This is a genomic window from Parabacteroides chongii (genome assembly GCF_029581355.1).
Taxonomy (GTDB): Bacteria; Bacteroidota; Bacteroidia; order Bacteroidales; family Tannerellaceae; genus Parabacteroides; species Parabacteroides chongii.
The window spans coordinates 1668524-1687255 of the sequence record NZ_CP120849.1 but is presented as its reverse complement, the minus strand read 5'-3'; the positions used below and the strand labels follow the sequence as shown (position 1 = coordinate 1687255).

The 18732-nt window shown below is 45.9% G+C and carries 11 protein-coding genes; 8 read left to right on the top strand and 3 right to left on the bottom strand.

The window, feature by feature from the left end:
- Positions 1-38 precede the first annotated feature (38 nt).
- Genes uvrC through deoC form a run of 4 tightly spaced genes read left to right on the top strand, consistent with a single transcriptional unit; the run spans position 39 to position 3584 of the window.
- On the top strand, positions 39-1847 hold the full coding sequence (gene uvrC, locus P3L47_RS06435) for an excinuclease ABC subunit UvrC (protein WP_277783058.1): 1809 nt from the start codon (positions 39-41) through the stop codon (positions 1845-1847).
- A 9-nt stretch (positions 1848-1856) separates the two neighbouring features.
- Positions 1857-2309: a D-aminoacyl-tRNA deacylase gene (gene dtd / locus P3L47_RS06430; RefSeq protein ID WP_122361994.1), complete on the top strand. Its 453-nt coding sequence runs from the start codon at positions 1857-1859 to the stop codon at positions 2307-2309.
- Position 2310: 1 nt separating this feature from the next.
- The gene (locus P3L47_RS06425; protein ID WP_277783057.1) at positions 2311-2649 is read left to right on the top strand and encodes a nucleotide pyrophosphohydrolase; all 339 of its coding nucleotides are present in this window, start codon (positions 2311-2313) and stop codon (positions 2647-2649) included.
- Complete coding sequence (deoC, locus tag P3L47_RS06420; RefSeq protein ID WP_122361996.1) at positions 2646-3584, top strand: deoxyribose-phosphate aldolase; 939 nt, start codon at positions 2646-2648, stop codon at positions 3582-3584. Before P3L47_RS06425 ends, deoC begins: the two co-directional genes overlap by 4 nt.
- 67 nt (positions 3585-3651) lie before the next feature.
- Here deoC and P3L47_RS06415 read toward each other — a convergent pair whose 3' ends face one another.
- Positions 3652-4626 (bottom strand): polyprenyl synthetase family protein, encoded by a 975-nt coding sequence (locus tag P3L47_RS06415; protein WP_122361997.1) that lies wholly within the window; start codon positions 4624-4626, stop codon positions 3652-3654.
- A 98-nt stretch (positions 4627-4724) separates the two neighbouring features.
- Between P3L47_RS06415 and polA the strand changes: the two genes are divergently transcribed.
- Together polA and P3L47_RS06405 are read left to right on the top strand one after the other, a co-directional pair.
- The gene (gene polA, locus P3L47_RS06410) at positions 4725-7511 is read left to right on the top strand and encodes a DNA polymerase I (protein WP_277783056.1); all 2787 of its coding nucleotides are present in this window, start codon (positions 4725-4727) and stop codon (positions 7509-7511) included.
- A gap of 393 nt (positions 7512-7904) precedes the next feature.
- Positions 7905-8933, top strand: coding sequence for a hypothetical protein (locus tag P3L47_RS06405; RefSeq protein WP_277783055.1), 1029 nt, complete (start codon positions 7905-7907; stop codon positions 8931-8933).
- Positions 8934-9319: 386 nt separating this feature from the next.
- On the opposite strand, the gene P3L47_RS06400 is transcribed toward P3L47_RS06405, so the two are convergent.
- Positions 9320-9901 carry a GNAT family N-acetyltransferase gene (locus P3L47_RS06400; protein ID WP_277783672.1) on the bottom strand — a complete coding sequence of 194 codons (582 nt, stop codon included), beginning with the start codon at positions 9899-9901 and terminating at the stop codon, positions 9320-9322.
- Positions 9902-10042: 141 nt separating this feature from the next.
- Here P3L47_RS06400 and ychF point away from each other — a divergent pair, with 141 nt between their 5' ends.
- Positions 10043-11146: a redox-regulated ATPase YchF gene (gene ychF, locus P3L47_RS06395; RefSeq protein WP_122362000.1), complete on the top strand. Its 1104-nt coding sequence runs from the start codon at positions 10043-10045 to the stop codon at positions 11144-11146.
- Positions 11147-11185: 39 nt separating this feature from the next.
- Here ychF and P3L47_RS06390 read toward each other — a convergent pair whose 3' ends face one another.
- Positions 11186-15184 carry a hybrid sensor histidine kinase/response regulator transcription factor gene (locus P3L47_RS06390; protein WP_277783054.1) on the bottom strand — a complete coding sequence of 1333 codons (3999 nt, stop codon included), beginning with the start codon at positions 15182-15184 and terminating at the stop codon, positions 11186-11188.
- 226 nt (positions 15185-15410) lie between these two features.
- On the opposite strand from P3L47_RS06390, the gene P3L47_RS06385 reads away from it, so the two are divergent.
- Complete coding sequence (locus P3L47_RS06385) at positions 15411-18695, top strand: SusC/RagA family TonB-linked outer membrane protein (protein WP_122362002.1); 3285 nt, start codon at positions 15411-15413, stop codon at positions 18693-18695.
- Positions 18696-18732 lie beyond the last annotated feature (37 nt).

Genomic DNA, 18732 nt, shown 5'->3' with positions numbered 1-18732 from the left:
GTAAAACACTGGGAATAGGACAGAAAGAGTAAAACAAAATGAGTGCGGAAACTGAGAAACATATTAAAATGATCCTTTCGATCCTGCCGGACAAGCCTGGTTGCTACCAGTACTTCGACGAGAAAGGAACCATCATTTATGTAGGCAAAGCGAAGAACCTGAAGCGTCGTGTATCCTCCTATTTCAACAAGGAACACGACAACAACAAGACGCGTGTATTGGTAAAGCAAATTCGCGACATCAAATACATTGTCGTAAACACAGAAGAAGACGCCCTCCTACTCGAAAATAATCTGATCAAACAGTACCGCCCTCGCTACAATGTATTGCTGAAGGATGACAAGACCTATCCTTCCATCACGGTCAAAAACGAATATTTTCCGCGCGTATTCCAAACCCGGAATATAGTAAAAGACGGTTCGCAGTACTACGGTCCCTATCCGTCTGTATATACAGCCAAGGTCATGTTGCAGATGTTGAAAGAACTTTATCCGTTGCGCACCTGCAAATATCCGCTGACACCCGAATCGATTGCAGCCGGAAAATACGATGTTTGCCTGGAATACCATATCAAACGTTGCAAAGGACCTTGTGTCGGATTGCAATCACAGGAAGAATATCAGAAAAACATTTCCGAGATAAAGGAGATACTTCGCGGAAATATTTCGCAGATCAGCAAGCACCTGTATGAAGAGATGCAGACTTTGGCTGCCGAGCTAAAATTTGAAGAAGCGCAGAAAATAAAAGAAAAGTACGAAGTGATCGAGAACTACCGTTCCAAATCGACGGTTGTTACTCCTTTGTTACATAATATAGATGTATTCTCTTTTGCAGAAAACGAGAAGTCTGCCTATATTAATTTCATGCATATCGGTAACGGAGCCATCGTTCAGGCTTATACATTCGAATACAAGAAACGTTTGGATGAAACGAAAGAGGAACTGTTAAGCCTGGGCATCGTAGAGATGCGTGACCGGTTTAAAAGTACGGCACGCGAGATCATCATTCCCTTTGAAGTGGAGATGGAACTGGGGAATGTTTCTTTCACGGTGCCGCAACGCGGAGATAAAAAGAAACTGCTGGAGCTTTCGGAAATGAATGTAAAGCAATTCAAGGTAGACCGTTTGAAACAGGCAGAAAAACTCAATCCGGAGCAACGGAGCACACGTATCCTGAAAGAAGTACAGGACGCTTTACACCTCCCCAAATTACCGATACACATCGAATGTTTCGATAACTCGAATATACAGGGAAGCGATGCCGTTGCCGGTTGTGTTGTCTTCAAAATGGCGAAACCATCGAAGAAGGACTACCGCAAATACATCATAAAAACAGTAGTCGGTCCCGACGATTACGCCTCCATGAAAGAGGTGGTACGACGCCGTTATCAGCGGGCGATTAACGAAGGTTCTCCCCTGCCCGACCTGATACTGACTGACGGTGGAAAGGGGCAAATGGAAGTGGTCCGCGAAGTGATCCAGGACGAGCTCCATCTGGATATACCGATAGCCGGTCTGGCTAAAGACGGAAAGCACCGGACTTCGGAATTGCTTTTCGGCTTCCCTCCTGTCACGGTAGGTATGCCGATACAAAGCCAGATGTTCCGCTTCTTCACCCAGATACAGGACGAAGTGCACCGCTTTGCCATCACGTTCCACAAAGACAAACGAAGCAAAAGCCAGACGCGTTCCGAACTGGACACCATCAAAGGGATCGGGGATAAAACAAAAGTATTACTTTTACGCCAGTACAAGAGCGTAAAAAGAATCCGGGAAGCCAGCTTTGAAGAATTGAAAGAATTGATCGGTGAAGCGAAAACAAAAGCATTAATAAATGGTTTAAAGTAATTAGATAGAATGAGAACAGTTATACAACGTGTACAGCATTGCTCCGTCACAATCGACGGAGAACTCAAATCCCGGATAGGGAACGGAATGCTGGTATTGGTCGGCATCGAAGACCGCGATACACAGGAAGACATCGAGTGGTTGTGCAAGAAGATTGCCAACCTGCGCATATTCGACGATGAAAACGGCGTTATGAACCGTTCTGTGATCGAATCGGGAGGCGAGGTAATGGTGGTCAGCCAGTTCACCCTCCATGCCTCTACAAAGAAAGGAAACCGCCCTTCTTACATCAAGGCATCCAAACCCGACTTTGCCATTCCGATGTACCAAACGTTCTGTGACGAGATGGGACTGCAAATAGGCAAGCCCGTAGCCACCGGCGAATTTGGGGCAGACATGAAGATCGAATTGTTGAACGATGGGCCGGTCACGATCCTGATCGACTCGCAAAACAAAGAATAAGATGGCAGATATTACCCTGCAACAGGCCCAGGAGAAAGTAGACCAATGGATCAAAACATACGGTGTCCGTTACTTCAACGAACTGACGAATATGACGATCCTGACCGAAGAAGTAGGTGAACTGGCGCGTATCATGGCACGTACCTACGGCGAACAATCGTTTAAGGAAAGCGATAAAAACCGCGATTTAGGCGATGAAATGGCGGATGTACTATGGGTATTGATCTGCCTGGCAAACCAGACCGGCGTAGACCTGACAGCAGCCTTCGAAAAGAACCTGCAGAAGAAAACCTGCCGGGATAAAGAAAGACATATAAACAATAAAAAATTAGATGTATGACACACGAACACAATTGCAGTTGCGGTCACGAACATGATCATGAACACCATCACGATCACGAACATGAGCACATGGATAAATACCATGAAGCGTTCGCTAAATTCGATCCCGCCGGAACGGAAGAGATAGTAGGGAAACACGTTGCTTCGATCCTTGACAAGCATGAAAAGGAGAACTTCACTCCCGACGTTCTGAAGCAAATCCACGGATTCATCGACCTGACCTCGCTGACCAGCATCGACACAAAAGAAAGTATATGGAAGCTGGTAGACCGCGTAAATGATTTCGAGGGTACTCGTCCCGACGTACCGAATGTCGCAGCGATCTGTACCTATCCCCTCTTTGTGGAAACGGTCAAGCAAGCATTGGCCGCACAGGACGTAAAGATAGCTTCGGTAGCCGGAGGATTCCCTTCTTCTCAGACATTCACGGAAGTGAAAATAGCAGAAACAGCCATGGCTATCATGTCGGGAGCCGATGAAATAGACGTGGTTATGAATCTCGGATACTTCCTGGAAGAAAATTACGATGAATTGGCAGAAGAGATACAGGAGATCAAAGACAGTTGTCGCGAAGGCAAGCTGAAAGTCATTCTGGAAACCGGTGCCCTGCTAACTCCGGAGAATATCCAAAAGGCTGCCATCCTTGCCCTGTATTCGGGTGCTGATTTCATTAAAACATCGACAGGAAAGGGTTATCCCGGTGCAACCCTGGAAGCCGTTTATACGATGTGTAAAGTGCTCAAAAAGTACCATTCCATCACAGGTAAACAGATCGGCATTAAAGTATCCGGTGGCGTTCGCACAGCAGAAGATGCCGTTAAGTACTACACGATCGTTAAAGAAGTACTGGGGAATGACTGGCTGAACAAGAATTTGTTCCGTATCGGCGCCAGCAGCCTGGTAGAAGATATTGAACACCGATTGGGAAAATAAGGGTAAAGTTATAACCTAAAAAAGGGACGCAGATTGCGCAATCTGCGTCCCCTATCTAATATACAATCTATTTCTGTCGTTCCATAATATAATCAGCCAGTGCAAGCAATCCCTCGCGGGCATCCGATTCCGGAAACTCCATAAGCACTTTCACTGCCTTATCATGAAACTCTTTCATTCGCGATTCGGCATATTCGATACCTCCATTCGCCTTGGCAAACTCGATCAAAGCATCAATATTTGCAGCAGAGAAATCTTTATCGTGAATCATTTTAAGGAAAGAAGCCACTTCCTCTCTCCTGCCCTGCTCCAGCGCATGCAACAGAGGCAAGGTCACTTTCCCTTCCCGTATGTCATTGCCGGTAGGCTTTCCGATATTCATTTCCTTATAATAATCGAAAATATCATCCTTGATCTGAAAACAGTATCCCAGGTACTCACCGAACTTGCGGCATTTACGCACCAGCTCCGGTGAAGCGTCTGCCGATATAGCACCGATCTCCGTACAGGAAGAAAGCAGAGTAGCCGTCTTTTTCTTAATCACCTGCATATAGCAAGCCTCGTCGAGGATACTTTCCTCGGCTGTCTCCAACTGTTTGATCTCGCCTTCCGACAGGTCGCGTCCCAGGTTGGATACGATATTTATGATTTGCAGATTACCCGTCTGGATAGAACGGATCAATGCGGTAGAAAGGACATAATCTCCCACCAGAACGGATATACGATTATCGAAAATAGCATTCAGGGAAGGGACTCCCCGGCGTTCTTTCGTTTCATCTATTACATCGTCATGTATCAGGGTAGCCGTATGCAACAATTCGAGAAAAACAGCCGAATTGATCGTATGATCGGTTACTTTTCCACAAGCTTTTGCTGTGAGCAATACCAGTAACGGACGAACATGCTTACCGCTGGCATGCAAGATCTGGTCGATAGCCGATTGCAGCCGATGCGTCTCGCTACGAAGCGAATCCGCAAACTCATCGTTAAAGCGTTTAAACTCTTCCGCAACCGGTTGTTCTATTTTCTTTCTGTCATTCATAATGTTTCAAAGATTCGCAAAAGTAACAAAAAGTATTGAGTAAGCGAGTTTTTTCGTACATTTACCGTCTATTGTCACCCTAAAACGTGTTAAAAGAGATGAAGCTATTCCTTATAGACGCGTATGCACTGATCTACCGGTCGTACTACGCATTTCTTAAAAATCCGCGGATCAACTCGAAAGGCATGAACACTTCTGCCATTTTCGGGTTCATCAACAGTCTGGAAGATGTGTTGAAACGTGAGAATCCAACGCATATTGCCGTTGCTTTCGACCCGAAAGGCCCGACATTCCGTCACGAAGCTTACGAATTATATAAGGCACAGCGGGAAGAAACGCCGGAAGTGATCCGGCAGTCCGTACCTATTATCAAAAATATTATCGAAGCCTACAATATCCCAATCCTGGAAGTTCCCCGTTTCGAAGCCGACGACGTGATAGGCACCGTCTCCAAGCAAGCGGAGAAAGAAGGATTCGAAGTCTATATGATGACACCGGACAAAGACTATGGCCAGCTGGTGTCCGAACATATATTTATGTACCGCCCTAAATTCGGAGGCGACTACGAAGTGATGGGTGTACAGGAAGTATTGAATAAATACTCGCTGACTTCGGTCGACCAGGTGATCGATCTACTGGGACTGATGGGCGACAGCTCCGATAACATTCCGGGATGTCCGGGTGTCGGAGAAAAGACAGCACAGAAATTACTCGACGAGTTCGGTTCCATCGAAAACCTGCTGGAGAATACCGACAAGCTGAAAGGCTCCCTTCAGAAGAAAGTAACGGAGAATGCCGAACAGATCCGTTTCTCCAAATTCCTGGCAACGATCAAGACGGATGTCCCCATTCAGTTCGATGCCGCGCAATGTATCCGGGAAAAACCGAACGAAGTGCGTCTGACCGAGATTTACACTGAATTAGAGTTTAGAACATTTATTAACAAAATGTCCGGAGAGGAGAAAAAGCCTGCCCCTGCTCCTGCCCCTAAAGCAGCCAAAGGCCCTGTTCAAGGCAATCTCTTTGACTTATTTGCGACCGAAGAGCCGAGTGTTCCCAAATATTCGACTCTCGCGAGCTTAAAAACCATCCCTCATAATTACAATATCGTTGATTCTGAAGAGGATAGAGCTAAATTAGGGCATTTTTTACTGGATCAGGATTTTTTCGCTTTTGACACGGAAACCGACGGCATCGATCCGCTGACAGCCGGATTGGTCGGAATGTCGTTCGCAGTCAAGGAAAATGAGGCATGGTACGTCCCGGTTCCTGCCGACAAGGAAGAGGCAGCAAAAATTGTCGCCCACTTCTCCCCTGCCCTGCAAAACCCGAAATCACAAAAAATAGGACAGAACATCAAATTCGATATCATGGTCCTCCGCAAGTACGATGTCCGGGTAGCGGGCCCGTTGTTCGACACCATGATCGCCCATTACCTGCTCAACCCGGAGCTGCGTCATGGGATGGACTACCTCGCGGAGACTTATCTCAAATATAAACCGGTTCCCATTACGGAACTGATCGGCCCGAAAGGAAAGAACCAGTTATGCATGCGCGACGTGCCGCTCGACCAGATTGCGGAGTATGCCGCCGAAGATGCCGATGTCACATTAAAGTTGAAAAACTTCTTTGCCCCCGAACTGAAGAAGGCAGGGATCGAATCTCTTTTCTTCGACATCGAAATGCCATTAATATATGTACTGGCAGAAATGGAGCAGACAGGAGTCAAACTCGACACGGTCGCTTTGAAACAGTCATCGGAAGAACTGACCGAAGCTTTGCTCAAACTGGAAAAAGAAATCCATGAACTGGCAGGAGTAAAATTCAACATCAATTCCAGCAAGCAGGTCGGCGAGATCCTTTTCGAACGGCTGAAGATAGAGGAAAAAGCAAAGAAGACAAAAACCGGCAGCTACAGTACCAGCGAGGATATCCTGGAAAAACTCCGGTCGAAACATCCGGTCGTAGACAAGCTGCTCGAATACCGGGGACTGAAAAAGTTACTGAGCACCTATATCGATGCGCTGCCCGAACTGATCAGCCCGGTAACAGGTAAGGTCCACACATCGTACAACCAGACAGTCACCGCCACCGGCCGTCTGAGTTCGACCAACCCGAACCTGCAGAATATCCCTATCCGGGATGCACTGGGACGTGAAATCCGTAAAGCCTTCATTCCCGACAATGCGGACTGTACTTTCTTCTCTGCCGACTATTCGCAGATCGAACTGCGCATCATGGCGCATCTCAGCAACGACGAACATATGATCGAAGCCTTCCGCAGCGGAGCAGATATCCATGCCGCCACGGCTGCCAAAATATACGGTATTCCGGTAGAAGAAGTCAGCAGCGATATGCGCCGTAAAGCGAAGACAGCCAATTTCGGAATCATCTACGGTATTTCGGTATTCGGCCTTGCCGAAAGGCTGAACATTCCCCGGGCGGAATCGAAAGAGCTTATAGAAGGATATTTCAAAAGCTATCCGGGCATCCGCGATTACATGGACGAAAGTATCCGCATCGCCAAAGAAAAAGGGCATGTGGAAACGATCTTCAAACGCAAGCGGTATCTGCCGGATATCAATTCACATAACGCTATCGTCCGCGGTTATGCCGAGCGAAATGCGATCAACGCCCCCATCCAGGGCAGTGCTGCCGACATCATCAAAGTAGCCATGGTACGTATCTTCAATCGTTTCGAATCCGAAGGCTTGAAGAGCAAAATGATCCTCCAGGTACACGATGAATTGAACTTCAATGTCTGCAACGACGAATTGGAGAAAGTAAAACAGATCGTCCTGGAAGAGATGGAAGGTGCCATCAAGCTACAGGTCCCACTGATTGCCGATTGCGGCGAAGGGGTAAACTGGCTGGAAGCACATTAAATACAATTTACATTGTAGCAACCATTCCGGATATAATGAATCAATATGTGATAATTATAGAAAGATATATGAACTATTTTAATAAGAACCAGGTACGCGGATGACGCGGATTGAGCGGATTTGAACGGATCGGATCATTTAATCCGTTTTGATCCGCCTAATCCGCGTCATCCGCGTACCTGGTTCTTTTATTGCAACAAATAGATTCATTTCTGATAACAATTGAACCTATTTATATTGATTTCAATATGGATTTAGCATCTAATAGGTCTGTAAGGGCGGGACAGACTAGCCCAAGTAACCTTGGGTATAAGTAAGCTAAGTTGTTTTTTCGGCACAAACAGGCTCACATTTGATCATAATGAAACATTCATATTTAATAAAAACTGAAAAATGATCAGAAATTACATATTCTTAATCCTGACTCCATGCATATTGGCCTGCTGCTGTTCAAAACCTGAAGTCACAGTAGAAAAAATAGACATACAAACTGTTTCTCAAACCTCAATAGAAGAGGAAGCATTGACAGACCTTCCGGACCTCTTTGCCCCTCCCCTTCATCTACTGAACGATACACTGCTTTGCCTGTTGAATCCGCAGGATGCATCTTCCATCCGCATCTTCCGGACGCAAAGCAAAGAGATGGACCAATATACGCTGAAAAGGAAAGACACTTCAATCGCTATATCCCCGGACAGTCATTTAAATACTAAACTCGACTATCTCAACCGGGCAAACAATGTCTACTATGAACTGATCGTCAACAACGGACAAATGTCGATCGCCAATTTCATCCGCCTGCGGTTAGGAGACTTTTCTCCCAGTGAAGCATACCAAACCGAAGATAAACGATTTGTCTGCCTGGGTCCTTTCATCAAAGGTCTGCTGAGCGTATATAACAGTGACAAACGGAGTAAAGAAATGCTCTTTTTCGGAAACTATCCCGTGATTGGTCCCGAGTATCAATACAAAGAATATCTCGATTTTTTTCAAGGACATCTGGCCAGATATGACAATCAGTTTGTATATGCCAGTACCTACTTCGGCTATCTTTCATCCTATATCTATAAAAACAAACGATTAGTCAAACAATGGGAAAAGCAAACATCCGATTTTTTGTTTCACAAGACACCCGACCGCATCCGGTTCGATAGTCTGCACCACGAGGGATTCGGGTGCGTCACGATGGGGAAAGAACATATTTATGCTTTCAGCCAATACCTGTCTGAAAAACATCAGAAAGAAAACGGAATACTCATCTTCAACAGGGATGGCAAACTAGTTTCCCATTTGATAATAAAGAATCCGATGGTTTTTCTTACTGTAGACAGCCAGGAAAAAAACTTGTATGCCGTTTCCTACAATTTGAAAGAAGAGAAACTATACATTGGGAAGTACAATCTCCCGGAAAGTCCGAAATAGAACCATCCTATAGATCTGTTTTCTCATCTCCCTATAGATATTTACCTGAAACAGGTGACCTAAATTGAGTAATATAGTTACAAAAAGTAGATAACACCCCCATTTCGCCCTCATTTACACCCCCATCTTGGCATTCCGCACACCCGGGTGTAAAAGGGGACGAGACCCGGGTCTCGGTAAACTTATATCATTATCTTTCTGATCTTAAGTCATATACTTAGTCAAAAAAGTCATAAGTCTACACACAATGAATGATAGTTATGATAGATGGAATGATAGTTATTTTTGGCAACTATCATAATACAAAGAGTTATCATTCAAGGCATTAAATCAGAAAATGATAGTATGATAGTTATTTTATAAATTATACTTATAGTATATAGCGCTTAAATGTCTTCTACAAAACGAACGGGATACTGCTCCCAGTACTTACTGTAAACCCGCTCGTCATTCCCGTCAAAGTTCAATTGGTACATTCTGAATGTAACCAGGAAATCTTTAGGTTGCCATTGCTCTTCATAAGAATATTGATACTTCATGCCTATACTCTGCATGACCTTCCCACTTCGAGGATTGTTTACATCGTGCGTAGCGGTAATATACCGGATATCTGTCTGTTTCAGCATATCCACCACCGCCCGGCAAGCCTCTGAAATAAACCCTTTATGCCAAAATTCTTTTCTGAGCCCATACCCCAAATCATGGCTATCATCACCGCTTACATGGACATATCCGATCGGGACATTGTCTTCTTTCAAACAAACAGCATACTGAAATCCTTCTTTCCGGACATAGCTATCCAGGTACTTCTTTTGAAGATACACTTTTGCTTCCTCTATGTCTGTAAGAGGAAACATAGGTAAGAAAGTATTCACTTCCTTATCACTCAGGATAAGAAATAAAGCTTCTGCATCTTCTTCGACAAACTGGCGTAAAATAAGGCGTTCCGTTTCTATAAGCTCATTCATCTCTTCCTGCTTTTCTTGCATAACCTTCTATATATCATTCGATAGGCAAAGATAATCATTCATGCAAAAAATTGATTACCTTTGCACACCAAAACGAGGTGAAAGGAATATAATTGACAATAAAAAAAATACTATAATAATATGGCATTACAATGTGGCATCGTAGGTCTTCCGAACGTAGGGAAATCTACTCTTTTCAACTGCTTATCGAATGCAAAAGCACAGTCTGCAAATTTCCCGTTCTGTACGATCGAACCGAACGTAGGTGTTATCACCGTTCCCGACGAACGTCTGAACAAGCTGGCAGAGCTGATCAACCCGAAACAGATCGTTCCTACTACGGTAGAGATCGTCGATATCGCCGGCCTGGTAAAAGGAGCCAGCAAGGGAGAAGGATTAGGGAATAAATTCCTTGCGAATATCCGTGAAACAGATGCTATCCTACATGTGCTGCGCTGCTTCGACGATGAAAATATCGTACACGTAGACGGTAAGGTAGACCCTGTACGCGATAAGGAAATCATCGATGCGGAACTCCAGATCAAAGACCTGGAAACGATCGAAAGCCGTATTGCCAAAGTGCAGAAACAAGCCCAGACTGGCGGTGACAAGCAAGCTAAACAAGCCTACGAAGTATTGATAAAATATAAGGAAGCACTGGAACAGGGAAAAAGTGCCCGCACAGTTACGTTCGAAACGAAAGACGAACAGAAGATTGCCCACGAACTCTTCCTGCTGACCAGCAAGCCCGTCATGTATGTTTGTAACGTAGACGAAGCGAGTGCCGTAAGCGGTAATAAATATGTCGATGCAGTACGTGAAGCTGTGAAAGACGAAAACGCAGAAATCCTGGTCGTAGCAGCCAAGATCGAGAGCGAGATTGCCGAGTTCGAGACTTACGAAGAACGCCAGATGTTCCTTCAGGAAATCGGACTGGAAGAATCGGGTGTAAGCCGCCTGATCAAATCCGCCTACAATCTGCTGAACCTGCAGACCTATCTGACTGCCGGTGTACAGGAAGTACGTGCCTGGACATTTGAAAAAGGCTGGAAAGCTCCGCAATGTGCCGGTGTGATCCATACTGACTTCGAGAAAGGATTCATCCGTGCGGAAGTGATCAAATACGACGACTATATCAAATACGGTTCGGAAGCAGCCGTGAAAGAAGCCGGAAAGATGAGCGTGGAAGGAAAAGAATATGTCGTACAGGACGGCGACATCATGCATTTCCGCTTCAACGTATAAAAAGACATTACGTCATTAGATAAGAAGCCGTTCCCGTTATCAGGAACGGCTTTTATTTTTTGAATTCCTGTACTGCAACGGTGTGACACCAAAATACTCCTTAAAGCATTTTCCCATATATCCCGGACTGGAAAAGCCGGCTTTCCAAGTTATTTCCGAGATGGTCAGATCGCTGTTTTCCAGGAACCAGGCACATCTCCGCAACTTTATCTGCAGGATAAAGTCATTCAGTGTCAGTCCGGTGATACCTTTTATTTTAGCCCCCAGACGCGTACGTCCCACCGCGATCTCACGGCACCACATATCGATATTAAATTCCTTATTCTCCATATTCTCTTCAATGATCCGGACAGAATCTTCCAGGAGCTGCTGGTCCAAACGGTTCGTAGCCAGCTCAGTTGGAGTCGTCTCCGCCTCCGTACGGAAACGAGCCTGCTGCCGCTTCAGAGTAGCGATGATGTTATTACATTTCAGCAATAATAACTCGATGTTGAACGGTTTCATTATATAATCGCTTGCACCGCATTTAAGCCCCTCCAAAGCACTCTCCAGATCGATACGGGCAGTCAGTAAGATGATCGGAATATGCGATGTTTCGAGCTTCCGCTTCAGGCGCTGACACATCACTGTCCCGCTGATACCCGGCATCATCACGTCGCTGATGATAAGGTCCGGCTGCATCTCCTCTGCCATACGAATACCCTCTTCCCCATCGCACGCCTTATATACTTTATACCGGATAGAGAAAGCCTCCTCCAAAACTTGCAGCAAATCTTCATTGTCTTCCACAAGCAGTACGGAAAGCGACTTCTCCGTTTCTTTCGTATCCGGCAGCTTGTCCATAGATACGACATCTGGTAAATCGGGCATCCCGATCACTTCTTCCCGTTTTACTTCCTGTATAGGCAGGACGTCGACCGGTTGCGTCTCCGTCGATTTCTGCTCGGAAGTCAGATGCTCGTCCCCCAGCCGCAGCGTAACCGTGAAAGTCGTACCTTCTCCCAGTTCACTCTTCACCTCGATCTGTCCTTTATGCTGCATGATTATCTCCTGAGTCAGTGCCAGTCCGATACCACTTCCCGATAAGGATATGCCGGTCGCATTATCCGCCTGGTAAAACCGTTCGAATATATGAACCTGCTGGCTCTGGGGAATACCAGAGCCAGTGTCGGAGATACGTATCTCCACAACTTCTTTTTTACGAAGTATGCTCACGGTGATGGTTCCCTCTTTCGGGGTAAACTTAAACGCATTCGAAAGCAGGTTGTTAAACACTTTACGTATCTGTACCGGATCGAACCAGACAGGTATCTCTTCATCCATCGTTTCGAGCCTGTACTGAATCCGGTTCGTCACGGCATAGTCCTTGAATGAATCAAATATCTGGCGCATAAAAGCAACCAGGTTCTGCTGACTTGCATGGAAAGGCATTTTTCCCTGTTCCAACCGCCGGAAATCGAGCACCTCCGTAATAAGCTGCTGCATCTGCGCCGTATATTGCCTCACCTTCAGCAGCTTGCTTCGGAACGTACCTCCCAGGTCGTAGTTCTGCAGGATCAGGTCGACCTGGCTGATCATCAGCGTAAGCGGAGTACGCAGTTCATGCGATATGTTGATATAGAATTTCAGCTTCATCTGGTTCAGCTTCTCTATACGTAATTTCTCCCGCTGTTCGAGCTCCAAAGATGCCTTCAGGAACGCCCGGCTCCGGTTAAAACGGATCAGCCAGACCAGGAACAAAAGGACCAGCAAACCATACAGGGTAAAAGCGTAAACCGAAGCATAGAAAGGAGGACGGACGCGGATAGGCATGACGATCTGCTTGCCGTCTCCCACCTCCCTCAGCAATAAATTATAATTCCCCGGAGGTATGGAGGTATACACTATCTGCTGATGGCGGGTACGCGTCCACTGCTTATCCAGTCCTTCCAGTTTATATTCGAACAGATTCTTATCGGCATACCGATAGTTGGTCGAAGTAAATCCCAGCGTGATGTTATTCCGGTCGTAGGGAAGAGTAAGACGGGAGGTATACGAAACAGCTTCCCGCAGGATATTCGATGAAGGCGACGGATAGACCGGCATATTATTCACGGAAAGACTGTTGAACGAGATGGAATAAGAGACCTCTACAGGAGCCAGTCCGAACTCTTTCGTAGCAATCATCCCTTCCACACCTCCGATAAAGATCATGCTGTCTTTGGGAGACAGATACACTCCGCAATTGGAATTTAGCCGGTGCAGCGGAGAGGAAGTTCCCAGCAAGGTATGCGTACTTTTTCCTGTTTTCATATCCAGCAAGGTAATTCCCCGGATAGAAGTAACCAGCAGCCGTCCCGTAGGAGTGATCAAAGCCCGGAAAGGCTCGTTTGTCAGCAACTGACCTTGTTCCTGGTTATAGCATGTCCAAAAATCATTCATCGGATCATAGCGTAAGACCCCCACTCCCGTCACGACGAAATAGAGATTCCCCCTACTGTCTTCCGTAATGTGCGGAACCGGCTTCTTTCCAATCATACTTTTCACCGACGGTATCTCTTCGGCAGTCCGGGTATCCATCCGGATACAAAGAATGTCCTTATTGGCAGGAGTAAGCCACAGCCTGTTTTCGTTATCCAGCCAGGCGGAACGGATGGTTCCATCGGTCTGATTAAGCAGTTCGGGATCGGAGAATAAATGAGACAGCTGCTGGGTTGTCAAATCCAGAAGGTATAATCCTGTCTGGGTTATAACGATCAGATTACCCTGCCAGGGTATCAGGTCCGTAATGATCCGTTGCCCGTCATCCTGCAGTATATCTGTTCCCAGCTGTTTCAGATGACCGGAAGAGGAATAACAATACAAGCCGTGGCGGAAAGTACCGATATACAACCGGTCGTTTTCAGCGTCATACCAAACGGACTTGGTCGTACGGCAAGGGATACGCAAAAGGCCCGGGTCGAAATATTTGACCTTCTGTGTTGTACGGTCCAGGCAGTTCAACCGTCCATGTTCAGTAGCAATATACAGATTGCCTTTCGTGTCCTCAGCCATCTTACCGAACAGGAAACCATCCAGGCTCTCCGGATCGTCGGGAGAAATACCGTAGAATGTATAATCTTCGGTATTCGGATTGAAGTAACTCAACCCGCCATAATAGGTTCCGACCCACATGCCTCCCTGCCTGTCCCTGAAGATCGCATACACCGATGAATGCTTCAACGACCAGGAAACCTGTTCCTTATGCGACAGATGATAACAATCCCGAAGAGACGAGTTTACCACAGTGATACCGGCATAAGTACCGATCCAGATGTTCCCCTTGATATCCTGATCGATAGTACGTACCTGATTATTGACAAGCGGATGGGCGGCATCGTTCTCCCGCATGGAAATCCACTCTCCTTCACTGAACACTTTGGCACCATTGGATAATGTACCTACCCACAATCTCCTCCAATTATCTATAAACAAAGAAGTGATCGATTCATCTTCCAGCAGATTCTGAAAAGTCCCGTTTGAATAGTTATACAATCCTTTCGTCGTAGCCAATAGCCAGCCGTCATCCATAAAATGCAGATCCCGGATGATCAGTGTAGAATCAGGCAAAGCACAGATCTTTTCCGATACGCCATTGGATTTATAACGATACAATTCGTTCCTGTTAGCATAAAACAAGGCTCCATGATGGTATTCCAGAGCATGTGCCTGCACCGTTGTCAGCCGGAACTCTTCCGTCCGCATATTGAAAAGGACCAGCCGTCTGTTGGCCAGCATATAAATACATGAATCCCCGTCTCCACAAATTCCGTGGATGTTATTGTCCTCGACCTCATCCAGATAGTTAGAGAGGCGGAAAGAGCGGACAATTCTTCCGTCATACACATTAAAATTATCATTCCCGAACCAGATAGCTCCTTTAGCATCCTGATAAATAGAAATGGCTGAAGGCTGTGTAAAACCGTCGTTCAGATCGACATGTCTAAAATAAAGCTCTTTCGCCGACAGCGGTAATAATGTGCATAAACAGAGTAGTAGATATAAGTATTTAACCCCCATAAACATAGATATTTAATGCAAAATTAACTCATTTTTAGCGGCAAGCAACAACAATCGCGGACATTAACTAAAAGCCAAATAGTAATATCCGTCAAAAAAATAGCAATATCCGTCACTAACGGCATTTACCATTCTATCAACAGATTCTAATACGCCTTTCTTTCAGCACCTTATAGTTTTGCAGCATTGAAAATAAATTTTCTTGAATCTAATTAAAGATTTGTTTATGAAAAAAGTATTGAGACCTATCGGACTTATTTTACTGTCCGGCGCTCTCTGCTCTACCGGACAGGTATTTGCAGCAGACGGCACACCGGAAACTGTCGCCAACATCGCTCAACAAAAGAAGCAAGTAACAGGTACAGTTACCGACGCATTCGGCCCTGTAGCCGGAGCTTCCGTTTCCGTAAAAGGAACCAGTGAAGGAACTATTACAGACATGGACGGAAATTTCTCCATTTCCGTAGCGCCAGGAAGTACACTTTCTATCTCTTTCATCGGCTATGTTACACATGAAATCAAGTACACGGGACAGACATCCCTGAACGTAACATTGAAAGAAGATACCCAGACAATCGACGAAGTGGTTGTTACCGCCATGGGTATCAAGAAAGAAAAAAGAGCCCTCCCTTACGCCATGAGCGAACTGAAGGCAGAACAGATCCAGACTGTTCCCGTACAGAACGTAGCCACCTCTTTATATGGTAAGGCTGCCGGTGTACAGATACAGCAGACAGCCATGGGACCTACGGGAGGTACCAAGATCCAGATCCGTGGTATCAACTCGGTGGAAGGTAACACCCGTCCGCTGATCGTTGTCGACGGTATACCTATCAACGACGTAGATTCTAACTGGGCCGGTCGCGAACGTAGCGAAACACAACAAGGTTCTGCCCTTAACGACATCAACCCGGACGACATCGAATCGATGTCTATTTTGAAAGGTGCAAACGCTGCCGCCCTGTACGGTTCACGTGCGACCAACGGGGTAATCGTGATCACTACCAAACGTGGCGGCGAAGGCAAAGGACTGGGCATTCAGGTAGGAACTTCCTATACGTATGACCAACGTGCTTTCATGCCGGAACTCCAAAACGTATTCGGTGGCGGTGACAAACCCTATTTCACGACAAACGCAGACGGTCAAAACATTTATAACGGTGATACTTACCGTAGTTTCGGTCCGCGTATGGACGGAACGGAAGTGATTTGGTGGGATGGCGTAAAACGTCCGTATTCCCCGCAGCCGAACAACTACCGGGATGTATTTAAAGACGGTTTCAGCAACAACAACAGTATCTCTATAACCAACGGTACCGATAAGAACAGTATCCGTCTGGCCTATACGAATATGAACTACGGCGGTTACCTGGAAAACTTCAAGCAGAACAAGCATAACTTCAGCTTCTCCGGTAACTTCAAGGTGCACGAACGTCTTACGTTCGATGCTTCCGTCTCATTCAATATCTCGGATACGAAGAATCCGCCTACACGTATCGACCGTGTATCCAACTACCCGATGCCTCGTAACGAAATCACTCAGTTATGGAAAGACCATTACAAGAATGATGAAGGTTATTTCCTGACAGACCAGATATCGAGCATCAACTCCGGAAACCGCGACAACATCATCAAATACCTGATGTGGCAGCAGAACGAAAACGAATATACGCAAAAACGCGAACGCCTGATCGCTTCATTATCTGCCAACCTCAAGATATTCGACTTCCTGACTTTCCGCCTGCGCGGTGGTACGGACCGTTACCGTGACGACAAAGAAAACAAAGAATACTTTACTAAATATTCGGATCCTTCAGACATGAACAGCCTGGAAGGCACCTACCGTAAGGAAGATGCGCACTACCAGAAAAACTATGTGGAAGGTTTGTTGATGTTCAACAAGGCAATCAATGAAGATTTCGACGTGTCTGCCAACCTGGGTGTTTCCGGTGAAGATATCACGGAATCGAAAGTAATCTGGGAATCTCACGGATTGAAATACAACGGTATGTTCTCTTCCAACAATAACAAGAGAGACCCGAAGGGTGCCGGCAGAGACAAAGTCGTTAACCAAGGTGAGTTCCTGGGAGCCGTCTTCGCCTCTGCACAGGTTGCTTACAAACGCTTCCTATATTTGGATTTGACCGCCCGTAATGACTGGTCTTCCCGTCTGACAGCCGGTAACCGCAGCTTCTTCTATCCGTCTGCGGGTCTGAGCTTCGTGTTCACGGAAGCATTGGATCTGCCGGATTGGTATAACTATGGTAAGATCAGAGGATCATATGCAATCGTGGGTAACACGACACCGTCTATCTACTTTACCAACTCTGAATATCAGTACGGATCATTCAACAGTTCAATCATTACGAATGAGTTCAAAGCAGACGTTCCTCCTACCAATATCGTTCCGGAAAAGACCTATTCATGGGAAGTCGGTCTGGAAAGCCGCGTGCTGAACGGCCGTTTAGGATTAGACCTCGCTTTCTATACCAACAAAACCAAGAACCAGATCATCACCGTTCCGGTGGCTCCTTCTACTGGTGCTACAGGCATGAGAATGAATGCCGGTGAAATCGGAAACCGCGGTGTGGAACTTCAGCTTACCGGTACTCCTGTTGAAACAAAGAACTTCAGCTGGGAAGGTATTCTGAACTTCGCCTATACGCATAATGAACTGCTTTCATTGATCGACGGCATGGAAGACCGCCAGATCAGCAACCCGTGGAGTGCCGCTATCTTCAAAGCTGTTCCGGGATATGCTACACCGAGTGTATTTATCCGTAAATGGATACGCGATGACCAGGGAAGAATCGTTGTGGATAAGAACGGAAACTATCAGCAGGAATCTGAATTTACTTATGCAGGCAGTGCAGCCCCGAAGTTTACGGCAGGTTTCACGAATACATTCCGTTACAGAGACTTTTCTTTAAGCGTACATATCGACGGTTCATTCGGCGGTAAACTGCTTTCATTCACCAATAATTTCCTGAAAGCATCGGGAGCAGGTAAGGAATCCTTATGGGGACGTGATGAAGAATACGGCGGTCTGGCTTATTACATTGATAAGAACACAAATCAAAAGATACGCCTGGACAGTCACAGTGCTTCAGCTCCGGCAAATGCCCTCGACGGACGTGTACGCCACGACGGTATCATTGTTGACGGTGTAAACGAGAAAGGAGAAAAGAACGATATCATCGTATCGGCAGCCGACTATTACAACTCACGCTACAACCGTAACGGTTCTGAAGACAACCTATATGACAACACCTATATCAAACTGCGTGAAATGAAATTATCGTACCGCGTTCCGAACAATATCGTTTCTAAGATCGGTCTGCAGAACCTGAATGTTTCATTGATCGGTAGCAACCTGTTCTTCATTTACAAGAATGTTCCTAACGTGAATCCGGAAGCAACATTAGGTACAGGCGGTACGAACCCGTATGTGGAATACACTTCTTACCCGTCAGCCAGAAGCTTCGGTTTTGCTATCAACACCAGTTTCTAAACCAAGTAACTTATTCATAATAAAAACAGTAAACTTT

What these genes read in the sequence shown, in the direction of transcription:
- uvrC (WP_277783058.1), top strand. Translation starts at nt 39, where the DNA reads ATGAGTGCGGAAACTGAGAAACATATTAAAATGATCCTTTCGATCCTG.
- dtd (WP_122361994.1), top strand. Translation starts at nt 1,857, where the DNA reads ATGAGAACAGTTATACAACGTGTACAGCATTGCTCCGTCACAATCGAC.
- P3L47_RS06425 (WP_277783057.1), top strand. Translation starts at nt 2,311, where the DNA reads ATGGCAGATATTACCCTGCAACAGGCCCAGGAGAAAGTAGACCAATGG.
- deoC (WP_122361996.1), top strand. Translation starts at nt 2,646, where the DNA reads ATGACACACGAACACAATTGCAGTTGCGGTCACGAACATGATCATGAA.
- P3L47_RS06415 (WP_122361997.1), bottom strand. Translation starts at nt 4,626, where the DNA reads ATGAATGACAGAAAGAAAATAGAACAACCGGTTGCGGAAGAGTTTAAA.
- polA (WP_277783056.1), top strand. Translation starts at nt 4,725, where the DNA reads ATGAAGCTATTCCTTATAGACGCGTATGCACTGATCTACCGGTCGTAC.
- P3L47_RS06405 (WP_277783055.1), top strand. Translation starts at nt 7,905, where the DNA reads ATGATCAGAAATTACATATTCTTAATCCTGACTCCATGCATATTGGCC.
- P3L47_RS06400 (WP_277783672.1), bottom strand. Translation starts at nt 9,901, where the DNA reads ATGAATGAGCTTATAGAAACGGAACGCCTTATTTTACGCCAGTTTGTC.
- ychF (WP_122362000.1), top strand. Translation starts at nt 10,043, where the DNA reads ATGGCATTACAATGTGGCATCGTAGGTCTTCCGAACGTAGGGAAATCT.
- P3L47_RS06390 (WP_277783054.1), bottom strand. Translation starts at nt 15,184, where the DNA reads ATGGGGGTTAAATACTTATATCTACTACTCTGTTTATGCACATTATTA.
- P3L47_RS06385 (WP_122362002.1), top strand. Translation starts at nt 15,411, where the DNA reads ATGAAAAAAGTATTGAGACCTATCGGACTTATTTTACTGTCCGGCGCT.